The 22,175-nt window shown below is 62.0% G+C and carries 18 protein-coding genes and 1 other RNA gene; 11 read left to right on the top strand and 8 right to left on the bottom strand.

Going from position 1 to position 22,175, the window contains the following annotated elements:
• Positions 1 to 46: 46 nt before the first annotated feature.
• The 5 genes from EFB14_RS16080 to EFB14_RS16100 form a co-directional block, all read right to left on the bottom strand.
• Positions 47 to 1,429 carry a virulence factor family protein gene (locus EFB14_RS16080; protein WP_126826947.1) on the bottom strand — a complete coding sequence of 461 codons (1,383 nt, stop codon included), beginning with the start codon at positions 1,427 to 1,429 and terminating at the stop codon, positions 47 to 49.
• The gene (gene mprF, locus EFB14_RS16085) at positions 1,426 to 4,026 is read right to left on the bottom strand and encodes a bifunctional lysylphosphatidylglycerol flippase/synthetase MprF (protein WP_126826950.1); all 2,601 of its coding nucleotides are present in this window, start codon (positions 4,024 to 4,026) and stop codon (positions 1,426 to 1,428) included. Before mprF ends, EFB14_RS16080 begins: the two co-directional genes overlap by 4 nt.
• Positions 4,027 to 4,281: 255 nt before the next feature.
• Complete coding sequence (locus tag EFB14_RS16090) at positions 4,282 to 6,396, bottom strand: mechanosensitive ion channel family protein (protein ID WP_126826953.1); 2,115 nt, start codon at positions 6,394 to 6,396, stop codon at positions 4,282 to 4,284.
• 237 nt (positions 6,397 to 6,633) lie between these two features.
• Positions 6,634 to 7,665: a phosphogluconate dehydrogenase (NAD(+)-dependent, decarboxylating) gene (gnd, locus tag EFB14_RS16095; protein WP_126826956.1), complete on the bottom strand. Its 1,032-nt coding sequence runs from the start codon at positions 7,663 to 7,665 to the stop codon at positions 6,634 to 6,636.
• Positions 7,666 to 7,779: 114 nt separating this feature from the next.
• Positions 7,780 to 8,262, bottom strand: a complete 483-nt coding sequence (locus EFB14_RS16100) for an SRPBCC domain-containing protein (RefSeq protein WP_126826959.1) — start codon at positions 8,260 to 8,262, stop codon at positions 7,780 to 7,782.
• Between the two features lie 55 nt (positions 8,263 to 8,317).
• On the opposite strand from EFB14_RS16100, the gene EFB14_RS16105 reads away from it, so the two are divergent.
• The 4 genes from EFB14_RS16105 to EFB14_RS16120 all read left to right on the top strand — a co-directional run bounded on the left by EFB14_RS16105 (position 8,318) and on the right by EFB14_RS16120 (position 12,046).
• Entirely contained in the window at positions 8,318 to 8,650 is a 333-nt protein-coding gene (locus tag EFB14_RS16105; RefSeq protein ID WP_126826962.1) for an ArsR/SmtB family transcription factor, read from the top strand.
• 64 nt (positions 8,651 to 8,714) lie between these two features.
• Positions 8,715 to 9,251, top strand: a complete 537-nt coding sequence (locus EFB14_RS16110; RefSeq protein ID WP_126826965.1) for a helix-turn-helix domain-containing protein — start codon at positions 8,715 to 8,717, stop codon at positions 9,249 to 9,251.
• A gap of 97 nt (positions 9,252 to 9,348) precedes the next feature.
• On the top strand, positions 9,349 to 10,332 hold the full coding sequence (locus EFB14_RS16115; protein ID WP_126826967.1) for an NAD-dependent epimerase/dehydratase family protein: 984 nt from the start codon (positions 9,349 to 9,351) through the stop codon (positions 10,330 to 10,332).
• 226 nt (positions 10,333 to 10,558) lie between these two features.
• Entirely contained in the window at positions 10,559 to 12,046 is a 1,488-nt protein-coding gene (locus EFB14_RS16120; protein ID WP_126826970.1) for an esterase-like activity of phytase family protein, read from the top strand.
• An 80-nt stretch (positions 12,047 to 12,126) separates the two neighbouring features.
• On the opposite strand, the gene ssrS is transcribed toward EFB14_RS16120, so the two are convergent.
• From ssrS to EFB14_RS16135, 3 genes are all read right to left on the bottom strand, one after another.
• Positions 12,127 to 12,285: non-coding RNA, 6S RNA (gene ssrS, locus EFB14_RS16125), on the bottom strand.
• 59 nt (positions 12,286 to 12,344) lie between these two features.
• A complete protein-coding gene (locus EFB14_RS16130; RefSeq protein WP_125847082.1) occupies positions 12,345 to 12,722 on the bottom strand; it encodes a cell division protein ZapA in 378 nt (125 codons plus the stop codon).
• 15 nt (positions 12,723 to 12,737) lie between these two features.
• Positions 12,738 to 13,013 (bottom strand): DUF4164 domain-containing protein, encoded by a 276-nt coding sequence (locus EFB14_RS16135; protein ID WP_125847080.1) that lies wholly within the window; start codon positions 13,011 to 13,013, stop codon positions 12,738 to 12,740.
• A 333-nt stretch (positions 13,014 to 13,346) separates the two neighbouring features.
• On the opposite strand from EFB14_RS16135, the gene tkt reads away from it, so the two are divergent.
• The 7 genes from tkt (at position 13,347) to EFB14_RS16165 (ending at position 22,086) form a co-directional block, all read left to right on the top strand.
• Positions 13,347 to 15,320 carry a transketolase gene (gene tkt / locus EFB14_RS16140; protein WP_126826973.1) on the top strand — a complete coding sequence of 658 codons (1,974 nt, stop codon included), beginning with the start codon at positions 13,347 to 13,349 and terminating at the stop codon, positions 15,318 to 15,320.
• An 82-nt stretch (positions 15,321 to 15,402) separates the two neighbouring features.
• Positions 15,403 to 16,413 (top strand): type I glyceraldehyde-3-phosphate dehydrogenase, encoded by a 1,011-nt coding sequence (gap, locus tag EFB14_RS16145; RefSeq protein WP_126826976.1) that lies wholly within the window; start codon positions 15,403 to 15,405, stop codon positions 16,411 to 16,413.
• A gap of 224 nt (positions 16,414 to 16,637) precedes the next feature.
• Positions 16,638 to 16,952 carry a hypothetical protein gene (locus EFB14_RS16150; protein WP_126826980.1) on the top strand — a complete coding sequence of 105 codons (315 nt, stop codon included), beginning with the start codon at positions 16,638 to 16,640 and terminating at the stop codon, positions 16,950 to 16,952.
• 167 nt (positions 16,953 to 17,119) lie between these two features.
• Positions 17,120 to 17,296, top strand: coding sequence for a hypothetical protein (locus EFB14_RS32925; protein WP_164737539.1), 177 nt, complete (start codon positions 17,120 to 17,122; stop codon positions 17,294 to 17,296).
• A gap of 392 nt (positions 17,297 to 17,688) precedes the next feature.
• A complete protein-coding gene (locus EFB14_RS16155) occupies positions 17,689 to 19,563 on the top strand; it encodes a potassium/proton antiporter (protein WP_126826983.1) in 1,875 nt (624 codons plus the stop codon).
• A 70-nt stretch (positions 19,564 to 19,633) separates the two neighbouring features.
• Complete coding sequence (locus EFB14_RS16160; RefSeq protein ID WP_183604864.1) at positions 19,634 to 20,836, top strand: phosphoglycerate kinase; 1,203 nt, start codon at positions 19,634 to 19,636, stop codon at positions 20,834 to 20,836.
• Positions 20,837 to 21,060: 224 nt separating this feature from the next.
• On the top strand, positions 21,061 to 22,086 hold the full coding sequence (locus EFB14_RS16165) for a class I fructose-bisphosphate aldolase (protein WP_125847068.1): 1,026 nt from the start codon (positions 21,061 to 21,063) through the stop codon (positions 22,084 to 22,086).
• The last annotated feature ends 89 nt before the right edge of the window (positions 22,087 to 22,175 follow it).

Genomic DNA, 22,175 nt, shown 5'->3' on the forward strand with positions numbered 1-22,175 from the left:
CGGAAATCGAAATCGATTTCCGGGTTATGTGAATCAAGCGCTGCCTCTAATCCTGCAGCCGCTTCTTCAGCCCGTCGATGATCGACTTGGTGAGGAGGTCGTAGTTCTCGTCGAAGTGATGATCGCCGGGCAGTTCGACGACTTCGGCGCCGCTATCCTTCAGCGCCGGACAGGCGACATCGTCATCATCGTCCTTGCCGTAGATGCATTGCACGAGCTTCGGATCGACGTTCTTCAGATCGGCGATGGGATCGCCTCCCGCCCCTTCGGTCTTCTGGCCGAGCCAGCCGAGAACAGAGATGACGTAGTCGACTTGATGCGACAGCGACAGCAGCGACAATTGCGCCACCGCGGACTTCTCGGCCGGCTTGAGGAGCTGGTAGGTCGCCGGCACGACATCGGCGCCGAAGGAGTAGCCGACAAGCAGCACGTGCTTCACCTTCCACTGCTTGCGATAGAAGTCGATGATTTTCGAGAGATCGCCGGCAGTTTCTTCCGGCTTGCGCTCCGACCAGAAATAATGGAGCGAATCGATACCGACGACGGGAATGCCTTCCTTCTGCAACTTGCCGCCGACTTCCTTGTCGATGTCGCGCCAGCCGCCGTCGCCGGAATAGATCACCGCCATCGTATCGAAGGCGGGCGTCGCCTCCAGCACCGCCAGCGGCAGGCCGAGCGGATTGCCGAAGGCGCCGGAAGCGGTGACGAGATCGTCGAGCGTATCGGCAAACACCGTCTGCGCGTCGTCGGTGGATTCGCGGATCTCGATCTCGGAATGGGCCTTCTTCAACGCCTCGGCATGCGCCCGGCCGTCCTTGTCGGCCTTGGGCGTGAAGACTGTTATGACAGGATCCGGCAGGGCGCCTTCGCTGAGGCCATAGACCGTGCGCTGGCCGACCACTTTCTTGGAAGCCGGCGTGCAGAGCTCCTTGGTGAGGGGAATCCCGGCGAGCGGATCGACGGCAAGCGTCTGGCCGATCGTCGCATCCGGCGTCTGCGCGGCAATCGCCAGCGCCAGGGCCCCGCCCTCGCCGATCCCGGCGACAATCGGAAGATGATAGGCGTTGTTGCCGGTTGCGCGCTGCACCTGCTGGCTGAGCGATTCGATATCCGAGACCATGTAGATACAGCCATCATTGAGGCTGACGTCGTACTGATTGAGCGCCTCGATATACGAGGGGAAGTCGACGCCGATGACGACGGCGCCCTCGGCGACGAGCCTATCGGCTTCGGCCTTCTCATAGTCGCCCCAGCCGGCGGCATCCGAGATCAGCATCACCGTGCCCTTGACCTCGCCCTCCGGCAGGAAGATGTGCGGCGACGGGATAAGCCCGGTTTCGAAGTCCTGTGTAGTCTCTTCGGCGGCGCTTGCCGGTGCGGCCGCGATCATGCAGGCGCATGCTGTGGCAAGAAGAATTGTTCTGATCATTTTCTCACTACCCCTTTCAATCCGCCCCCGATCAGAAACGTCGCGTCCATCAACGCGATCATCGGATTGCCCCCTCCGGAGACCGCAAGATAACGCGGTTGCCAGTGCGGATGAAACTTGGATTTGAATGCCCGAAGGCCTTTGAAGTTATAGAACCGCTCGCCGTGTTCGAAAACGGTGCTGCCGATGCGGTCCCAGACGGGCGCCGCCTCGCGTTTCGACATGCCGGAGAGAGGTGCCATGCCGAGATTGAAGTGGGTGAAACCCTGGCCGCGCAGATATTCCATGATCTGCACGAAGAGAAAGTCCATCGAGCCCTTGGGCGCGTCGGGAGAGAAACGCATGAGATCGATCGTGCCCTCCTCCCTGGATTCGGTGACGAGGATATTGGCGAAAGCAACGATCCTGCCGTCTTTTTTCAGGATGCCGACCGGCTGCGCCGAGACGTAGTCGGGATCGAAGGAGCCGAGCGAGAAGCCCTTTTCCTTGGCGTTATGATGTTCGAGCCAGGCCGTGGAAACAGCGGCGAGATCATCGATGATCTCGTGCACATTCTCGGGTTCGACGACGGCGAATTCCAGCCCGTCGCGCTGGGCGCGGCTCGCCGTCTGGCGAAGGTTCGCCCATTTGCCGCCCTTCATCTCGAAGGTTCTGAGATCCGCCACCGCCAGTTCGCCGAGCTTGAAGGCGCGAAGGCCGGCATCGGCGCAATGGGAAAGCAGCGCCGGCGAGATCTGGTAGAAGACGGCACGGCAGCCCGCTGCACGCGCTGCTTCGACGAAGCGCCAGACGAGCTCCTGCACGGCGCGATGATCGCCGACAGGGTCGAACAGCGCGATCCATGAGCGGCCCTGCCGGCCGTACATGATGAAAGCGTCACCCTTCTCGGAAAACATGATGCTCTTGTCGCCCATGCGCACCAGATTGGCGTCGGCATTGCCCTGCTTGCCGACGATCTCGACGGCACGCACCAGCGCCTCCTCCGTCGCCGGTTCCGGCCGGAAGGTCGCCGGTCGGAGCAGGCTGAAAATGGCGATCGCCGACGAGATGATGGTGATGCCGAGCACGGCGCGCAGCCCGCGCGGCGCCTCGGCGGTGAATTCGAACTGCCACCAGAGCTGGTTGCTGTATTCGACATCGCGATAGACGAAGAGCAGGATGACGACAGCGCCGACGACAATGACGGCGATCGCCATCAGCCAGGACGCCGTCAGCGCCTGGTTGAGCAGCGACGCGTGGCGGGTGAAAAGCCGCCGGCTGACGAACAGCCCGAAGATCAGGAAGGCCAGAAAAGCAGCTTCGACAAGCGCGATCGCCTTCAGGAGCGACAAAGTCAGCGCGGCAAGCGCCGAGAACACGGCCACCCACCAGGCGCCGTCGAGCCGCTGGCCGAGGCCGCGCGCAGCGACGACGAGTGCCAGCCCGAGCAGGCTGGAGAGGAAATGCGCTCCTTCGACCATCGGCAGCGGCAGATAGTTGGAAAGGAATTCGAGATTCTGGTCCGGCGTCGGCGTCACGCTCGAAAACACCAGCATGACGCCGAGCAGCAGCGCGAGCGCCGAAAGCAGCTGCGGCATCAGCCGCCCGCCGATGCGCCGCATGCTGGAGGCGGCCGGATGATCGACGAAACGACGCAGTTCGGCCGCCGAAACGGCGAGCACGGCGATCAAAAGCGGCAGCACATGGTAGATGAGCCGGTAGATCACCAGCGATCCGAGCACGGCATCGATGTTCACCGCGCTGCCGAGCGACGCGATGATCACGGTTTCGAACACACCCAAACCGGCCGGAACATGGCTCAGCACGCCGAGACCGACGGCGATCGCATAGACGGCGAGGAAGACCGGCCAGCCGATCGCCGTCTGCGGCAGCAGCACGTAAAGCACGGAGGCCGAAGCGGCGATATCGAAGGCGGTGACAAGGAACTGGCGCGACCAGGTGCGCGAATCCGGCAGGCGGATTTCCACAGGGCCGAGATTGAGCGCGCGGCCCTCGCGGCCGATGATCATCGCCGCGCCGAGAATGGCGATGATCGAGCCGGCAATCACCCGGAGAAGCAAGGCGCTGACACCGATGAGCGGCCCGATCTCGTCGGCGATGATGAGGAGGGCGATCGCCGCGACACCTGCAAGCCCGAGACCGAAGGAGAGCGTGACGAAAGCGATGATCCGGCCGATATCCTCCGGCGAGAGCCCGAGGCGCGTATAGGCTCGGTAGCGGATCGCACCGCCCGAAAGCGCGCCGAAACCGGCGGTATTGCCGACGGCATAGGCGCTGAACGCCGTCAGCGCCACGTGCGGAAAGGGCAGCTTCTTGCCGATATATTCGATGGCGTTGAGATCGTAGAAAACAAGCGAGAGGAAACTGAGCGCCGTGAAGAACAGCGCGAGCAGAATCGCGCTCGGCCGGGTCGCCGCCAGTGCATCGACGACGTCATCATAGCGCACCTCGTTGGTGAGCTGCATAATCGCGTAACCGACGAGGCAGAAGACCACCAGTGTCGCTGCTGCCGTCAGCGGCGTCCTGTAACGTCTGAAAAGCCCGAGGAAAAAACCGTCCGTCTCTTCCATTTCTTCCAAATTGTCGTGACCCGACATCTCTTACCTGCGCGCAATTTCCAGCTGGTGGGGAATCATTTCCGAAATGACGTAACATAAGAGGCATATAAGCTCTATGAAGCCCTGCCCGACGCTACCCCAGCCCGCCGCCTGCGCCTCCATCATCCTCAATTGGGGCGAATTTGCGCAGGCGCGCTTAACATCACATTGCATTTTCGTAAGTTTACGAATGCCTTGCCGCCATGACGGAGATTGGAATGTGCGGAGGAGCCGGCATGCAGAAGGCGCCTGCCCTCATGCGGCCGGTTCACTGCCGGCCCGTGCATGCGCAGCGTAGCGCGCGACGGCAGCATCCACATCCGCGTCGCGATCACCCGCCACCTGCACCGTCGGCACGGCGAATTCGATGCCGTTTTCCTTGAAGGCATTGCGGATCATCGCCAGCGCGTTGCGACGGATGACGAATTGTTCGCCTGGTTTCGTCATCATCGACAGCCGGATCTCGATCGCGAATTCGCCGAACTGCTCGACACCCTTCATCTTCAACGTCTCGATGATATGAGGGCCGAATTCCGGATTTTCGAGCAGCGTTTGTCCGATCTGCTTGATCACCTTCTTCGCTTTGACGAGATCGGTGTCGTATTTGACGTTGAGGCTAATCTTGTCGATCGTCCAGTCGCGGTTGAGGTTCTTCACCGCGCCGAGTTCGCCGAAAGGCACCGTCGTCAGCGGCCCGCGATGGTGTCTGAGTTTCACCGAGCGCAGGCTGAAGGCTTCGACCACACCCTTGTGGCTGCCGCTTTCGATATATTCGCCGACGCGGAAGGCATCGTCCCAGAGATAGAACATGCCGCTGATGACGTCCTTGACGATCGTCTGCGCGCCAAAGCCGACCGCGACGCCGACGACGCCGGCACCGGCGATCAGCGGTCCGATCTCGATACCGAGGCCCGAAAGCACCATCAGCGCAGCGATGACGGCGATCACGACGGCAAGGATGTTGCGGAAGATCGGCAGCAGCGTCTGCATCCGCGCGCGTTTGGCCTTCTCCTCGTCCGTGGCAGCGCCGTCCAGGGGCGAGTCGAGCAACTGGCCGTCGATATAGGCTTTTACCACGTGCCAAAACAGGTCGGCCGCCAGCAGGATGACGATACCGCCGATGACACCGCGGGCGATCTTGTCGACCATCGTGTCGCCGGCGGCCATCGTGTCGGCGCCGACGCCGAGCATCCGCCCGAACCAGACGGCGGCAACGGCTATGATCAGCGCACGCACGCCGCGGTCGAGCAGCACGGTCGCAATGCGGCGCGTGGCAAGGAAACTCGCTTCGGTCTGCTGCAGCGACTTCACCGCGAGCGTCGAGACGGCGAGCACCCGCGGCAACAGCAGCGCGTAGACGCCGAGCCAGAGCAGCCAGTTGAAGCCCGAGACCCAGAGGCTCCAGAGCAGCAGGAAATAGACGGTGAGCGCCCAGGAGATCCCGTGCCCGCGCTTTTCGTCCTTGTTCGGCCGCGACCAGACCGCCTCGATCGCGATGAGCAGCAGGCCGATGCCGAGGATGTAGCCCACGAGGAGCCGGACGCTCGGGGAATAGCCGAGCGGCTCCATCGACTGGATCACCGCCCAGCCGAACACGAAATAGATGAGGAAGGTTGCGCAACGGCGATACCAGAAGAGTGCGACGGCATGCCCCGGCATATCAGGAGCGGTGATGCCCTGCCGTTCTTCCTCGGCCCGCGCCAGTCCGATGAGATCGACCAGCACACCGCCGAGGCAGATCGTAAAGCGCTGGACGATGAGTGCAACGACACAGACAATCGCAATGCTCTGGCTGAACGGTGGCCAGCCGAGGCTGAGAAGCGTCAGCACCGTTGCTGCTGCAAAGATCAGCGCCGGGATGACGCGCGGCGCCAGATGCATGCCCGCCATGTGCTGGAGCCGATAGCGACGGCGACGGAAGGCATAACGGGCAATGCTTTCGACGATCCCGCCGAGCAGGAAAATCCCCAGGAACTGCGTTATCATGCGTGTCCAGCCATTGGCTGCGATTTCACCCATGAGCAGCGAGGACGCATTGCCGATCTGCGAAGGCAGCATCATCGCCGCATCGGAGACCATCGAGACATGCCGGCGGGCATGCTGCAGCAGGCCCGACAGGACCGACATCTGGTTTTCAGCCGCCGCGTTTGCCGCAGGCGTCGCCGCCATCTGCGTCGACATCCATTGCTTGACCTCGGGCGTCTGCATCAGCTGCATCATCTCACGCACCTGCGCCGGCGGGGTGGTCGCGACTGGCGCTTGGGCGGGTGGCGTCTGGGCAAAGCCCGGTAAAACCGCCCCCACAAGCGCAATGAAAGCCAGCACACCCGATATGGCGGCCTTCAAGCCCCCTGCCCTGCCACGCGCCATGACCGCCTCCAATGGAGTGCCGGCCGCTTGGACGAAGCAGCCTCGACATTTCCCTTTTCAGCAATGGATACTCGCGACCGGTGCCGCCAGCAAGCCGTAGGCAAACCATACCGATGGCTAGTGCATGCCGCCCGAAAATGCGCCGCAGCCGATGTCGCCGCCTCCCAGGCCGGGGCCGTTAGGCCCTGGCCTCAGAATGACGGCGTTGTTCGAAACGACTGGGGGAGCTGCCTGCCTTCAGGATTTCGGAGCCGGCTTTTCCACGTGGCCGCCGAAGCCCGCGCGCATCGCCGACAGCACCTTGTTGGCGAACTCGTCATTGTCGCGCGAGGAGAAGCGGCCGTAGAGCGCAGCGCTCAGCACCGGCGTCGGCACGCTTTCGTCGATTGCCGCCATGATCGTCCAGCGGCCTTCGCCGCTGTCGGAGACGCGGCCCGCATATTTCGACAGCGCCGGATCGGCATGCAGCGCATCGGCCGTGAGATCGAGCAGCCAGGAAGTGATGACACTACCGCGGCGCCAGACTTCCGAGACGTCCTGCAGATTGAAGTCGTATTGGAAATGTTCGGGGTGGGCGAGCGGCGCAGTTTCCGCATCCGCGACGTGCGAGGCGGCGCCGATATTGGCGTGTTTCAGGATGTTCAGGCCTTCGGCATAAGCAGCCATCAGGCCGTATTCGATGCCGTTATGCACCATCTTGACGAAATGGCCGGCCCCGTGCGGGCCGCAATGCAGATAGCCTTGCTCGGCGGTGCTGGCCGCAACTGCTTCGGCGGTGCGGTTCGGCGAGGCTTCCGTGGTGCCCGCGCCGGGTGCGAGCGCCGCAAAGATCGGGGAAAGGTGCTGGACGGTGCCCTTCTCTCCGCCGATCATTAGGCAGTAGCCGCGCTCGAGGCCGAAGACGCCGCCACTGGTGCCGACGTCAACATAATGGATGCCCTTGCTGATGAGCTCAGCGCCACGGCGAATGTCGTCGTGGTAATAGGAGTTGCCGCCGTCGATGACGATGTCGCCATTTTGCAAGAGCGGCACCAGGCTCGCCAGCACCTTGTCGACGATCGCCGCCGGCAGCATCAGCCAGATCGCTCTGGGATGGGTGAGCTTCGAGACGAATTCTTCCAGCGAGGCGCTGCCGGTCGCGCCGAGGCCCGCGAGCTCGGCAACGCTTTCCGGCCTGGCGTCATAGACCACGCATTCGTGACCGCCCCGCATCAGCCGCTGGACCATGTAATTGCCCATGCGGCCCAAACCAACCATACCAAGCTGCATAATGAATCTCCCGGAATGAGATGAAGTATCGACTCGGGAAATTAGCACCCGCAGTGTGACAGGCAAGCGAAGTCTGGCGATGCGCCGCCGATCTCCTCGAGGCCGGCCTGCTGGTCAAACATCCGGCGCGCTCGCCGGCTCACCCTTCATTTCGCTGAGATACATGCCCTCGCGCAGGTTGATGCCGTATTCGACAAAAGCCTTCATGCTGCAAAGCATCTGCGTCCAGCCCTCGCAGTTGAGATAGGTGCCGCGCCGGCCGGCCTCGTCATCGCGCCAGCCATTCTCGGCGATCGTCACCAGCGTGCCGCCATCCTCCAGCGGTTTGAAGTTCATCTCCACCAACGTCTTGTACCTCGTCTTGTCCTCGGCGGTGCCGCCGTCCCAGCGCAGCACGATGCGGCTTTCCGGTACGAGTTCGACCACCTCGACCGCCGCATCCTTCCACCAGGTCACCGTCGTGCCCTGGACGAGCGGCCCACTCGCCCCGCCGATCGTGGTGAAATAGCTGCTGAGCTTCTTCGGGTTGACGACGGCATCGAACACGTCGGCGACGGGACGGCCGATGCGGCCGGAAACGCGGATTCCGAGAGACATGATACTTCTCCTCTTCTCCATTGCACCTGATATCATCATGTTATAAAAACATAACATGTTAAGCGAATCACAAGACGATCCTGTTTTCAAGGCGCTGGCCCATCATCGCCGTCGCGAAATTCTCGACCTCCTGAAGGACGGTCCCCGCACGACAGGTGCACTTTGCGAGACGTTTCCCGAGATGGACCGATGCACGGTGATGCAGCATCTGAAAGTGCTGGAGGAAGCCGACCTGGTCATCGCCAGGAAGGAAGGCCGCGAGCGCTGGAACCACCTGAACAGCTTGCCGATCAAACATATCTACGACCGCTGGATCAGCGCCTATGCCGGCCATGCGCTCTCGATCCTCGACCGATTGAGAAGTGATTTGGAAAGCCAGCCGGAATAACGGAGCAACTTGTCTCCCGGTTCGCTGAAAGCGTAAGCTGGCGAAAATATGGGGCGCAGGACAGATGACGATATCGGGGACTGGCATACGCCGTATGCGGCTGCTACGCAGCATGAAGCAGCAGCATCTCGCCGAACTCCTCAGCGTCAACCAGGCGACCGTTTCGCGTTGGGAACGCGGTCAGCTCGCCCTTTCGCCCGAGCAGGCTGTCAGGCTGGAGCGGATTTTCGCTTCGCCGCCGCATGTCTCGGCCGATGCGGCACTGAAGCGGCTGGTCGAGGATTCCATCCGGCCGGTGCATCTGATCTGCGACGTTACCCACCGGCTGCTGTCCGCCTCCCGCTCGCGCCAGGCGGAATGGCGCGCACCGCTCGCCGCCTTTCTCGGCCGCTCGCTTTTCTCCTACGCATCCGCTGAAATCGCCGCCAACGAACAGTCTCTGGAGGAGCGTGGCTGGCATGAAGGCAGGCTCCTGTCACTGACGTTTGAAACCGGCGCTAACGACAATGCATTGATGCCGATCGCAGCCGGCCGGGTGACGTGGGACCGGATCACGCTTTCCGACGGCAGCGCCGGCCGCCTCGTCACGACAATCGACTGAGCCTGCAGCTTTCCTGCATTCCCCTGCATAATTTATGCGTTGTCTCCGGACACCGGTCTTTATAGCGTCCGCCGCCGAAGGGTCAGGAGAGGATGCGATGACGATACTGGTGACGGGAAGTGCCGGCCATCTCGGAGAGGCGCTGATGCGCACTCTGAGGGCGGAAGGCCGGTGGGCGCGCGGCATCGATATCAAACCATCGGCATTTACCGACATGGTCGGCTCGATCGGCGACCGCGGCTTCGTCAGCCAGGCCATGTCTGGCGTCCGCCATGTCATCCACGCCGCGACGCTGCATAAGCCGCATGTGGCGACCCACGGCAATCGCGATTTCCTCGACACCAATGTCGGCGGCACGCTGAACCTGCTCGAAGAGGCCGCCGCCTCCGGTGTTTCAAGCTTCGTCTTCACCAGCACCACCAGCGCCTTCGGTGCCGCATTGACGCCGGCCGCCGGCGAACCGGCGGCGTGGGTCACAGAGGACGTGCTCCCTGTTGCAAGGAATATCTACGGCGTGACCAAACTCGCCGCCGAAGGCGTCTGCGAACTCTTCGCCCGCAAGTCCCGCCTGCCTGTTGTCGTTCTCCGGACCTCGCGCTTCTTCCCGGAGACCGACGACGATCCTGATATTCGAAACCGCTATTCGGCTGACAATGCTCAGGCCAACGAGCTGCTCCATCGCCGCGTCGACATCAGCGATGTGGTCGCTGCCCATCTTCTGGCGCTCGAAAGGGCGCCGGCAATCGGCTTCGGCCGCTACATCGTCTCTGCTACGACACCGTTTTCGTCAGGCGATCTCGCCGAGATCCGGCAAGGCGCGCCTGCTGTTGTCGAGCGGCTGTTTCCGGGTGCCGGTGCCCTCTATGCCGAACACGGCTGGAAAATGTTTCCGACGCTCGATCGCGTCTATGTCAACGAACGCGCTAGGCGGGACCTCGGCTGGCAGCCGCGATATGATTTCCGCTTCCTGCTCGATTGCCTGCGCGACGGCAGGGAATGGCGAAGCCCGCTGGCGCTCGATGTCGGCTCCAAGGGTTACCACGACGAGGTCTTTGCCGAAGGGCCCTATCCGGTCGGTTAGAGCTGCTGCACAAAAGCGCGTAGCGGTTTGCGAACCAGTTTCTCAAAAACGTCATCCAGATATCACGATCCCGCCTTAGACCGTTAGCCGGGCATATTGGGGGACGAAAATCCGGGGCTTGTTCTGCCCTGAGGAAATTCAATCCAAAGCCGGATTCATTTGAAGCGGTGTCGAGCTTGCATGCGGGCACCGTTGCAAGAACGCTTTTTGACCGAGAGGCTATTTCATGAAGAACGTCAGACCATATGCATCGCGGCTGTTCGCCGCTATTCTCGGGGCATCCGCCGCCATTCCGGCCGTTGCGAGCGCTGAGAATTCCGCCACCGTCGGCAGCCTCACCTTCGTCAACAAGGGCCTGGTCGGCGTCGGCCGCATCCCGGCCAACCAGCGCGACAAATTCGGTGAAACCTTCGGCTCCGGCTCCGGCATGGCGATCGATCCCGCCGCCTGGAGCCGCGACGGCGCCAGCTACAAGGGCACGCTCTACCTGCTGCCCGACCGCGGTTACAACGTCGCCGGCACCGTCGATTATCGCCCTCGCCTGAACACCATCTCGATTGGCCTGACCCCGACCGCTCCGGGTGCAGCACCCGAGGCCGGCAAGGAACAGTCGGGCGTCGACGCAAAGCTTGCCGATTCCATGCTCTTCCTCGATGACAAGGGTGGGGACATGACTGGTCTCGATCCGGAATCCGGTGTCCGCCCCGCTGCCGGCAGCTTCCCGCCGCTGCCGCAGGCGGTGAACGGCAAGATCGCGCTCGACAACGAGGCAATCATCCGCATGGCCGACGGCACCATGTTCGTCAGCGACGAATACGGCCCCTACATCTATCGCTTCTCGGCCGACGGTCATCTGCTCTCGGCCACCCAGCCGCCGAAGTCGCTTTTGCCGATGCGCAAGGGCGCACTGAGCTTTGCCTCCAACAATCCTGGCCCCGGCGCCTCCGCGCCCGATCCGAAGGACCCGGAGACCGGCCGCCAGAACAATCAGGGTCTCGAAGGCATGGAGATGACGCCTGATGGTAGGTTCATCATCGCTGTACTTCAGTCGGCGGCCCGCCAGGACGGCGGCGATTCCAGCTCGACCCGCCAGAACACCCGCGCCATGGTCTATGACGCCGCCGACCCCGATCATCTGAAGCTGGTGCACGAATATGTCGTGCCGCTGCCGGTCTTCAAGGATGCCAAGGACAAGACGACGGTCGCCGCAGAGAGCGAAATCGTCGCCCTTTCCGACAAGACCTTCCTGATGCTCTCCCGCGACAGCGGCAACGGCCAGGGCGTGAAGGGTGACACCTCGCTCTACCGCAAGATCAACGTCGTCGATCTTTCCGCCGCAACTGATATCGCCGGCAGCGATTTCGACGCCGGCAAGCCGATCGCGCCGAAGGGCGCCATCGATCCCTCGCTGACGCCGGCAACGCTGACGCCCTTCATCGACCTCAACGACAAGGCTGATCTTGCCCGTTTCGGCCTCCACAATGGCGCACCGAACGACAAAAACAATTTGTCGGAAAAATGGGAAGCCATGGGTCTCGCAAGCGTTCTCGATCCGAACCTGCCGGACGACTATTTCCTGTTCGTCGCCAATGACAACGACTTCCTGACGCAGGACGGCTTCCAGGTGGGCGCAGCCTACAAGGCGGAGGGCGGCGCCAACGTCGATACAATGTTCCAGGTCTTCCAGGTCACGCTTCCGGGCCTGAAGAAGTAATAGACGCGTTGAAAGGGGCGGACGCGCAAGCCGCGTTCGCCCGCCACATCAGGCGTATTTGCCGACGATAAAAGGGAAGGGTGCGATCCACGACCACCGGTGGATGTTTACGATCCTGGGTGCCTACAAACGTAGGTGGGCGCCGTGTGTCCAGGCCCACAGGCCTGGCCAGGGACAGCTCCCTTTGGATCGAGTATGGCCCCAGGGATTGTGGTTCCTGTCGAGAGGCGCAGACCGCATCGCGATATATAAGGTCGTTTGCGCTGACGCGCCAGTGGCGACGGCAGGCCGTCCCTATTTAATTGAGTTCGGGCGCCGCGCGGCCATTCAGCTTGTCGGTGATGCCGCGGATTCGGCTTGACACTTCGCTCAACGCCGCAGCCAGGTTTTCCTCCGTGCGTGCTGTCGCGGCAAGCACGGTGTCGCGATTGCCGCGCAGCGACTCGAGTTCGGATTCCAGCCCGGCAACGCGGCGCGTCAGCTCGGAAATCTCGTCCATGATCATGATGCCGGCCATGACGGTGATCCTGAGATCGCCGATTTCGCCGAACTGACCCTTGAGATGGGCGACATAGTGGTCGAAGCGGATGGCGAGATCGGTCAGGTGTTCCTCCTGCCCTTCCTCGCAGGCCATGCGATAGGCCTTGCCGTCGATCGTTACCGTCACCTGCGCCATGCCATACTCTTTCTATCAGCGATCCAGAACAGCGCGGATCGTTTCCATCGCCGTCACCAGCCGCCGCGACACCTCGCGGTTGACCTCCTCCAGCCGGTTGGCACGGAATTCAGCCTGGTCGAGCTCCTGCGCCAGCCGCGAACGGTCGGCATGCACGCGCCGAACCTCGCCCTCGATCTCGCCCTGCTCACGCTGCCGCTCGATGCGCATGTCGACGGCATTTTCGAGGTTCGAAATCGCCTGTCTCAGCTCGTTGAGCGCTGCTTCCATGGTTTTGCCCGTGGGCGTCATGCCTTTTCGATTCCCGTGCAGGATCTGCGAATCGGCCCTCTGCGCCGATCCTGTCATATCAAGAGGATATGCAGCTCGCCGACGGCCCGTCAATAAATCCCGTCATCTGCCCACCGGCCTATCTTGTGGATGAATGCTTTCCGCACGTCCGCGACGCAAGATTCGACTTTTGTGCAACCGCGCGATCAAATGTCAAAAAACACTGCGGGCCACCCGGATTTGGCCCGCCATTTATTGACTTGCCAGCCCCAACTGCTATGTCTCAGCCGCTTTCACTCGATGGTCTTGGAGGCTCGAGGCCATCCCCCGACACCCGGAGTTTGCAGAAAAGCCATGACCTCTCTCCAACAAAATGACCGGATGGCGAATGCGATCCGCTTCCTCGCCATGGATGCCGTTGAAAAGGCGAATTCCGGCCACCCTGGCATGCCGATGGGCATGGCTGACGTGGCAACGGTCCTTTTCACCAAGTATCTGCGCTTCGACCCCAAGAAGCCGCATTGGCCGAACCGCGACCGCTTCGTTCTTTCCGCCGGTCACGGCTCGATGCTGCTCTACTCGCTGCTGTATTTGACCGGTTACCCCGACATGACGGTCGAGGATCTGAAGCAGTTTCGTCAGCTCGGCTCGAAGACCGCCGGCCATCCGGAATACGGTCATGCCACGGGCATCGAAACCACCACAGGCCCGCTCGGCCAGGGCATTGCCAATGCCGTCGGCATGGCGATCGCTGAGCGTAAGCTGCGCGAGGAATTCGGCGCGGAGCTGCAGGATCACTATACCTACGTCATCAATGGCGACGGCTGCCTGATGGAAGGCATCAGCCATGAGGCGATCGCGCTTGCCGGCCATCTGAAGCTGAACAAGCTGATCCTCTTCTGGGATAACAACTCGATCACCATCGACGGCGCCGTCTCGCTGTCGGACTCCACCGACCAGATCGCCCGCTTCAAGGCTGTTCACTGGAATACGATCGAGATCGACGGTCACGACCAGGCCGCCATCGCCGCTGCGATCGAAGCCGCCCACAACTCCGACCGCCCGACCTTCATCGCCTGCAAGACGATCATCGGCTTCGGTGCTCCGAACAAGCAGGGCTCCCACAAGGTGCACGGCAACCCGCTCGGCGCCGAGGAAATCGCCGCCGCCCGCAAGGCGCTGAACTGGGATTACGAGCCCTTCGTCATCCCCTCCGATCTTCTTGAGGAATGGCGCGCAGCCGGCACTCGTTCCGACAATATCGTCAAGGCATGGGAAGAGACGCTTGCCAAGTCGCCTGCCAAGGCCGAGTTCAGCCGCCGTTTTGCCGGAGACCTGCCTGAAGGCTTCGACAAGGCCATCGACGACTACAAGAAGAAGCTTGCCGAAACCAAGCCGACGATCGCCTCCCGCAAGGCATCCGAAGACGCACTTGAAGTCATCAACGGCTTCGTGCCGGAAACGCTCGGCGGCTCCGCCGACCTGACGCCGTCGAACAATACCAAGACCAGCCAGATGCACTCGATCACGCCGACGGATTTCGCCGGTCGTTACATGCATTGGGGTATCCGCGAGCACGGCATGGCCTCGGCCATGAACGGCATCGCTCTGCACGGTGGTCTCATTCCCTACGGCGGCGGCTTCCTGATCTTCTCCGATTATTGCCGTCCGCCGATCCGCCTCGCCTCGCTCATGGGCATCCGTGTCATCCACGTGCTGACCCACGACTCGATCGGCGTCGGCGAGGACGGGCCGACCCATCAGCCGGTCGAACAGATCGCCGGCCTGCGTGCGGTGCCTAATCTGCGCGTCTTCCGCCCGGCCGACGCAGTCGAAACCGCGGAATGCTGGCAGATCGCCATGAAAAGCAAGGATCATCCGTCCGCTCTGGCTCTGACACGTCAGAACCTGACGACCGTCCGCACCGAGTACAATGAGAAGAACCTCTGCGAACTCGGCGCCTATACGCTCGCGGGTCACGCCGACGCCAAGGTCACGATCTTCGCATCCGGTTCGGAAGTGGAACTCGCCGTTGCCGCCCGCGCAACGCTGGAAGGCAAGGGTGTCAGCACCCGTGTCGTATCCGTTCCCTGCACCGAACTGTTCTTCGATCAGCCGGAAGCCTATCGCAAGGAAGTCCTCGGCAACTCGCCGGTGAAGATCGCCGTCGAAGCCGCCGTCCGCGAAGGCTGGGATGCCTTCATCGGTCCGGAAGGCAACTTTGTCGGCATGAAGGGCTTCGGCGCTTCCGGCCCTGCGAAGGATGTCTTCAAGCATTTCGGCATCACCGCCGACGCCGTCGTTGCGGCTGCCGAAGCAAAGCTTTAATGAGAGCGCCTTGAGGCGCTCTCCATCTCCTCAATTCCAGGCCCTGCTCTATCGGGCCCTACTCTATCGGGAGTGAATGAACATGACAGTCAAGGTTGCCATCAACGGTTTCGGCCGCATCGGCCGCAACGTCCTCCGCGCTATTGTCGAATCCGGCCGCACCGACATCGAAGTCGTCGCCATCAACGACCTCGGCCCGGTCGAGACCAACGCCCATCTGCTGCGCTACGACTCCATCCACGGCCGCTTCCCGGCAGAGGTGAAGGTCGAGGGTGACACGATCATCGTCGGCAACGGCAAGCCGATCAAGGTCACCGCGGTCAAGGATCCGGCAACGCTGCCGCACCGCGAACTCGGTGTCGACATCGCCATGGAATGCACCGGCATCTTCACCGCCCGCGACAAGGCCGCCGCTCACCTCACGGCCGGCGCCAAGCGCGTCATCGTCTCGGCTCCTGCCGACGGCGCTGACCTGACGGTCGTCTTCGGCGTCAACCATGACCAGCTCACCAAGGAGCATCTGGTCATCTCCAACGCGTCCTGCACCACCAACTGCCTGGTGCCGGTCGTGAAGGTTCTCGACGACGCCGTCGGCATCGACCACGGCTTCATGACGACGATCCACTCCTACACCGGCGACCAGCCGACGCTCGACACGATGCACAAGGATCTGTATCGCGCCCGCGCTGCCGCTCTCTCGATGATCCCGACCTCGACGGGCGCTGCCAAGGCCGTCGGCCTCGTTCTGCCGCACCTCAAAGGCAAGCTCGACGGCACCTCGATCCGCGTTCCGACGCCGAACGTTTCCGTCGTCGACTTCAAGTTCGTTGCCAAGAAGGCCACCTCCGTCGGCGAAATCAACGAAGCGATCAAGGCTGCTGCAAACGGCAAGCTGAAGGGCATCCTCGGCTACACCGATGAGCCGCTCGTCTCCCGTGACTTCAACCACGACAGCCACTCCTCGATCTTCGCAACCGATCAGACCAAGGTCATGGAAGGCAACTTCGTGCGCGTGCTGTCCTGGTACGACAACGAGTGGGGCTTCTCCAGCCGCATGTCCGATACGGCAGTCGCGTTTGCCAAGCTGATCTGATAGCGCTTGAAGCATCGATATGCGGGCGGCCCGGGAAACCGGGCCGCTTTCTTTTGCCGCACCAAGGCAAAAACAGGCCGATCTTGCGCACCCCATCTTTTCGCCCATTGTCGGGCCGGGATCTGGTAGGATAGGTCACCTTGAAGCATCGCGTCGAACAACCGATGTGGCCACGCCAATATCCTGCGGCAGCGCTGTCGCCCGCATGAAGATGAGAGAGATGGATGGACTATTTTACCGTTGAAATCGCCGGCCGTGCCGTTGCCAGTTTTCGCTCGCGAAACCATGAGGAAGCGACGCACTTCTTCGAGGCGGAAGATTTTCGCGACGACCTGACCATTCTCGAATCCGAGGGCAAACCCCTGTGGGACCGCAAGGCGACGCTCAGCCTGCGCAAGGCAACCGCTGAGGAAGCAAGCGAAGTCGAGCACGCCTATGAATTCGACGACGATCCTGAAAGGACCATCGACGACGAGTTCGTCGTTTTCCTGGTCCCGGTCGAAGATCTGACCGACGAGGGCGAGGACACCGAAGGCTGACAGTCGATCCGCATCGGTCTTCCGGTTTTAGAGGCCATCTCGAAACGACGGGTTCGGTGTGGCCACAAGGATGGAATCACGGTTGGCAATCCGTTGGCCAGCCGTGATAAACTGAGGAAATACATAGCGCTGTACAACGGCTGAAATGATCCAGGCGGAGGCGATAAATGGCAGAGGCGCAAAAACGCTTGTCCCACACCACCCTCAAGCGGCGGCAGCGGTTTCACCCCAAGCGGGATGTGAGACCTGCCGTGTTGGCAAAGGCCAATCGTCTGGTCATCTCGGTTGCCGCGTTCATCGGTCTTTCGTTTCTCGCCGTCGTCATCCTTCAGGCAGTGTTCTGATAGCGGAGCAATGGCCGGCCACTTCCGGCACAAAGCTGCATCTGGCTTCATCGCCGGGCAGACGGCCTGTCTTTCTTGCCCGATATCGAAAAATCTCCGCGTTGGCAGATACCGTCAGTAAAAATCGATCTTCCTGCCTTTCGCCCTGCTCTTGCCTGATTTGCCCATACATTCTTTATAGTGAATTTCTCCCGTAGCATTTCCGTGTCGGTGGCCGTCCGGCAGCCGTTCAGCAGCATGATGCAGCACGAGACGAGGTTAAGCCGCAAGGCCTACCCTTCTCTGCCTTTTTGCCGTTTACTGATGGATCGTCGCGTTTGGCGGAGGGGTTGAGAGGGCGGATCGGCCGGGGATGGCCGTATCCGCGAAGCAGTCGATGGAAAGGGGTGGGCATGGAAGCGTTCTATATCGTGGTGCTGGTCTCGACGGCGCTCGTGCTTCTTGCCGCTTTTTCGAGCCTGCTCGCTTTCCGCTTCGGCGCCCCCTTGTTGCTGCTTTTCCTGATGATCGGCCTTGCCGCCGGCGTCGATGGCCTCGGCATCGAGTTCAGCAACAATTACCTCGCCTATATTCTCGGCTCCATTGCGCTTGCCGTCATCCTGTTCGATTCCGGCTTCGGCACGCCGATGCAGGCCTTCCGGCTCGCAGCCGTGCCCTCGCTCGCGCTCGCCTCGGTCGGCGTGCTGATCACCGCCTCGCTCTTTGCCGTCGCAGCCATGTGGCTTTTGAACTTCACCTGGCTCGAAGGCCTGCTGCTCGGCTCGATCGTCGCATCGACCGATGCCGCCGCCGTCTTCTTCCTGCTGCGCATCGGCGGCATCAATATCCGCGACAAGGTACGCTCGACCCTGGAAGTCGAATCCGGCACCAACGACCCGATGGCGATCTTCCTCACCATCGCGCTCGTCGAGGTGCTGGCGAGCGGCGAGCGTTACGCCGGCATCAATATCGGCATGCTGGCGATGTTCGTGCAGCAGATGGGCCTCGGCGTCATTCTCGGCCTGCTCGGCGGCATGATGATCGTGCTGATCGTCAGCAAGCTCGATACCGAGCGCGGCCTGACGCCGATCTTCGTGCTGGCGCTCGCCCTCCTCGTCTTCTCGTTCACCGGCGCGGTCGGCGGCAGCGGCTTCCTTGCCGTCTATGTCGCCGGCATCTATGCCGGAAACCGCAAGATGCAGGCGATCGGCACCATCAAGCGTTTCCAGGACGGCATGACCTGGCTGGCGCAGATCATCATGTTCCTGGTGCTCGGCCTGCTGGCGACGCCCTCGCAATTTCCCGTCATCATCGTGCCTGCCATCCTGCTGGCCCTCTTCCTGATCTTCGTTGCCCGCCCATTGGCGGTCTGGCTGTCGCTGCTTCCCTTCGATTACACGCAGCAGGAGATCGGCTTCGTCGCCTGGGTCGGCCTGCGCGGCGCCGTCTCCATCCTGCTTGCGATCATGCCGATCCTCGGCAAGTTGGAAAATGGCCAGATCTATTTCAATACCGCCTTCATCATCGTGCTGGTCTCTCTGCTCGTCCAAGGCTGGACGATCAAGCCGGTCGCCAAGAAGCTCGGCCTGATCATTCCGCCCCGCATCGGCGCCGTCGACAAGGTCGAGGTCGACCTGCCGGGTGCCGCCAACCATGAACTGCTCTCCTACCGCGTCATCAAGGACAGCCCAGTCCTGCGCGGCGAGCGCATTCCGCGCTGGGCCACGCCCTCGCTTGTCATTCGCGACGGCAAGTCGATGCGCTATCAATATGCCGGGCGGCTTCGTGAGAACGATCTCGTCTATCTCTTCATCGTGCCGAGCTATTCCCGCCTGCTCGACCGGCTCTTTGCCAGCCGCGCGCCGGTGGATGAGGACGATGCCGAATTCTTCGGAGCCTTCGCGCTCTCCCCCGCCCGGCCCGCCGCCGACCTCGACGCCGCCTATGGCCCAGGGCTTCTCAACGAGTCGGAAAAGGGTCTGACGATCGCCGAATTGATGCGGCAGCGCCTCGGCGGCAAGGCCGATTATGCCGACCGCGTCCGCCTCGGCTCGATCATTCTCATCGTCCGCGACCTCGACGAGCACGATCACGTCACCTCCGTAGGCATGTCGCTGGAAGCGGTCGAGCCGGCAATCACGCTGCCGATCTTCATCAATCTCAAGGACATCATCCAGCGCATCCGCGGCCGGCTGAAAGGACGCAGGAACCGCGAAGCCGCCGCCTCTGAAAGCGCTGAGAAAGCGCCGGCCGGACGCGACGAAGCCACACGCGAAAACGGCCATTGAGCGCCTTGCGTCTCGGATGATCCTTGCTATGGTCGGCGCGATTTCCGCCAACCAAGACTGGATCCTCCCCATGCCTTCTTTCAAGACCCTCGACGATCTCACTGACATCAGCGGCAAGCGCGTTCTCGTCCGTGTCGACCTCAACGTCCCGGTCAAGGACGGCAAGGTCACCGATACGACGCGCATCGAGCGTGTGGCGCCGACGATCCTCGAATTGTCCAATAAGGGCGCCAAGGTCATCCTGCTTGCCCATTTCGGCCGGCCGAAGGACGGCCCGTCGCCTGATCTCTCGCTGTCGCTGATCGCCCCTTCCGTCGAGGAAGTGCTCGATCACGCCGTGCTGACGGCCGGCGATTGCATCGGCGAGGCCGCCGCCTCCGCCGTCGCGGCGATGAATGATGGCGATATTCTGCTTCTGGAAAACACCCGCTTCCACAAGGGCGAGGAAAAGAACGACGCAGACTTCATCAAGGCGCTTGCCGCCAACGGGGATATCTATGTCAACGACGCCTTCTCCGCCGCCCACCGCGCCCATGCCTCGACGGAAGGCCTCGCTCACCACCTTCCGGCCCATGCCGGCCGCACCATGCAGGCCGAACTGGAGGCACTGGAAAAGGGTCTTGGCGATCCGGCCCGCCCGGTCGTTGCAATCGTCGGCGGCGCCAAGGTTTCCACCAAGATCGACCTCCTGATGAACCTCGTGAAAAAGGTCGATGCGCTCGTCATCGGCGGCGGCATGGCCAATACTTTCATCGCCGCCCGCGGCACCAATGTCGGCAAGTCGCTCTGCGAGCATGACCTCGCCGAAACCGCCAAGCAGATCATGATCGAGGCCGCGACCGCCGGCTGCGCCATCATCCTGCCGGAAGACGGCGTCGTCGCCCGCGAGTTCAAGGCCGGTGCGGCCAATGAGATCGTCGACATCAACGCCATTCCCGCCGATGCCATGGTGCTCGACGTCGGCCCGAAATCCGTCGAGGCCATCAAGGCCTGGATCGAGCGTGCCTCGACGCTGGTGTGGAACGGCCCGCTCGGCGCTTTCGAGATCGAGCCCTTCGATGCTGCAACGGTCGCCGCCGCAAAATATGCCGCCGAGCGCACCGTGGCCGGCAAGCTGACCTCCGTTGCCGGCGGCGGCGACACCGTCTCGGCGCTCAACCATGCCGGCGTCACCGACGATTTTTCCTATGTCTCGACCGCCGGCGGCGCCTTCCTCGAATGGATGGAAGGCAAGGAACTCCCCGGCGTCGCGGTGCTGAACGCCGGCAAATAACCCAAACCCGATTTGACAGGTTTTACATGTGGATAGACCGCGGGTGGCGAGGAGCTTTCCGCGGTCTTTTGCTCAGAGCGCGGAAAAAATCCCATCTTTTCAAACGATTGAATTGATTTCAATCGTTTCAATGACTTAGCCTTCCATTTTCCTCTCTATAAACTTCTGTTATCGCCGTCCTATATCCTTAAACTGCCGATGTTTAATGCTGTGGAGAGAACGAGATGAGCGAACGACTGGAAGACATTGCAGTGCAGATGGTTGCAGGCGGCCGGGGACTGCTTGCGGCTGATGAATCGACCTCCACCATCAAGAAGCGTTTCGACACGATCAATCTCGAATCGACCGAAACCAGCCGTCGCGACTACCGGGAAATGCTCTTCCGCTCCGACGAAGCGATGAAGAAATACATCTCCGGCGTCATCCTCTATGAAGAGACACTCTTCCAGAAGGCCGCCGACGGCACGCCCTTCGTCGACATCATCCGCGCCGCCGGCTCCATCCCCGGCATCAAGGTCGATACCGGCGCCAAGCCGATGGCCAAATATCCCAACGAAACCATCACCGAAGGCCTCGATGGCCTCGGCGAGCGCCTTGCCCGATATTACGAAGCCGGCGCCCGCTTCGCCAAGTGGCGCGGCGTCATTGCCATCTCGTCGACGCTGCCGACCCGCGGTTCGGTCCGGGCCAATGCTCAGGCGCTCGCCCGCTATGCGGCTCTCTGCCAGGAAGCCAAGATCGTTCCGATCGTCGAGCCGGAATGCCTGATGGACGGCAAACCGGGCGACCATAATATCGACCGTTGCGCTGAGGTGACCGAATCCACGCTGCGCATCGTTTTCGAGGAACTGGCCGATGCCCGCGTCAGCCTCGAGGGCATGATCCTGAAGCCGAATATGGTCATTGACGGCAAGAATGCCCGCAAGGCCTCGGTCGCCGAAGTCGCCGAACGCACCGTGCAGGTGCTGAAGCGCACGGTTCCGTCAGCCGTCCCGGGCATTGCCTTCCTCTCTGGCGGCCAGACGACCGAAGAAGCGACGGCGCACCTTTCCGCCATCAATTCCACGGCCGATCTACCCTGGCTCGTCACCTTCTCCTACGGCCGCGCCCTGCAGGACAGCGCGCTCAAGGCCTGGAACGGCAAGCAGGAAAACGTTGCCGCAGGCCAGCGCGAATTCACCCACCGCGCCGAGATGAACAGCCTCGCCGCCAAGGGCAGCTGGAAAAAAGACTTGGAAAAGGCCGCCTGATCTTTCCCACTTGAGATTTGGGCAGGACGCGGCAACTGCAGCGTCCTGCCCTTTCTGTTTCTCTCATTGTCTCGGCGACAAGAAACCGC

The sequence above is a fragment of the Rhizobium fabae genome, from assembly GCF_003985135.1.
GTDB classification, from domain to species: Bacteria; Pseudomonadota; Alphaproteobacteria; order Rhizobiales; family Rhizobiaceae; genus Rhizobium; species Rhizobium pisi.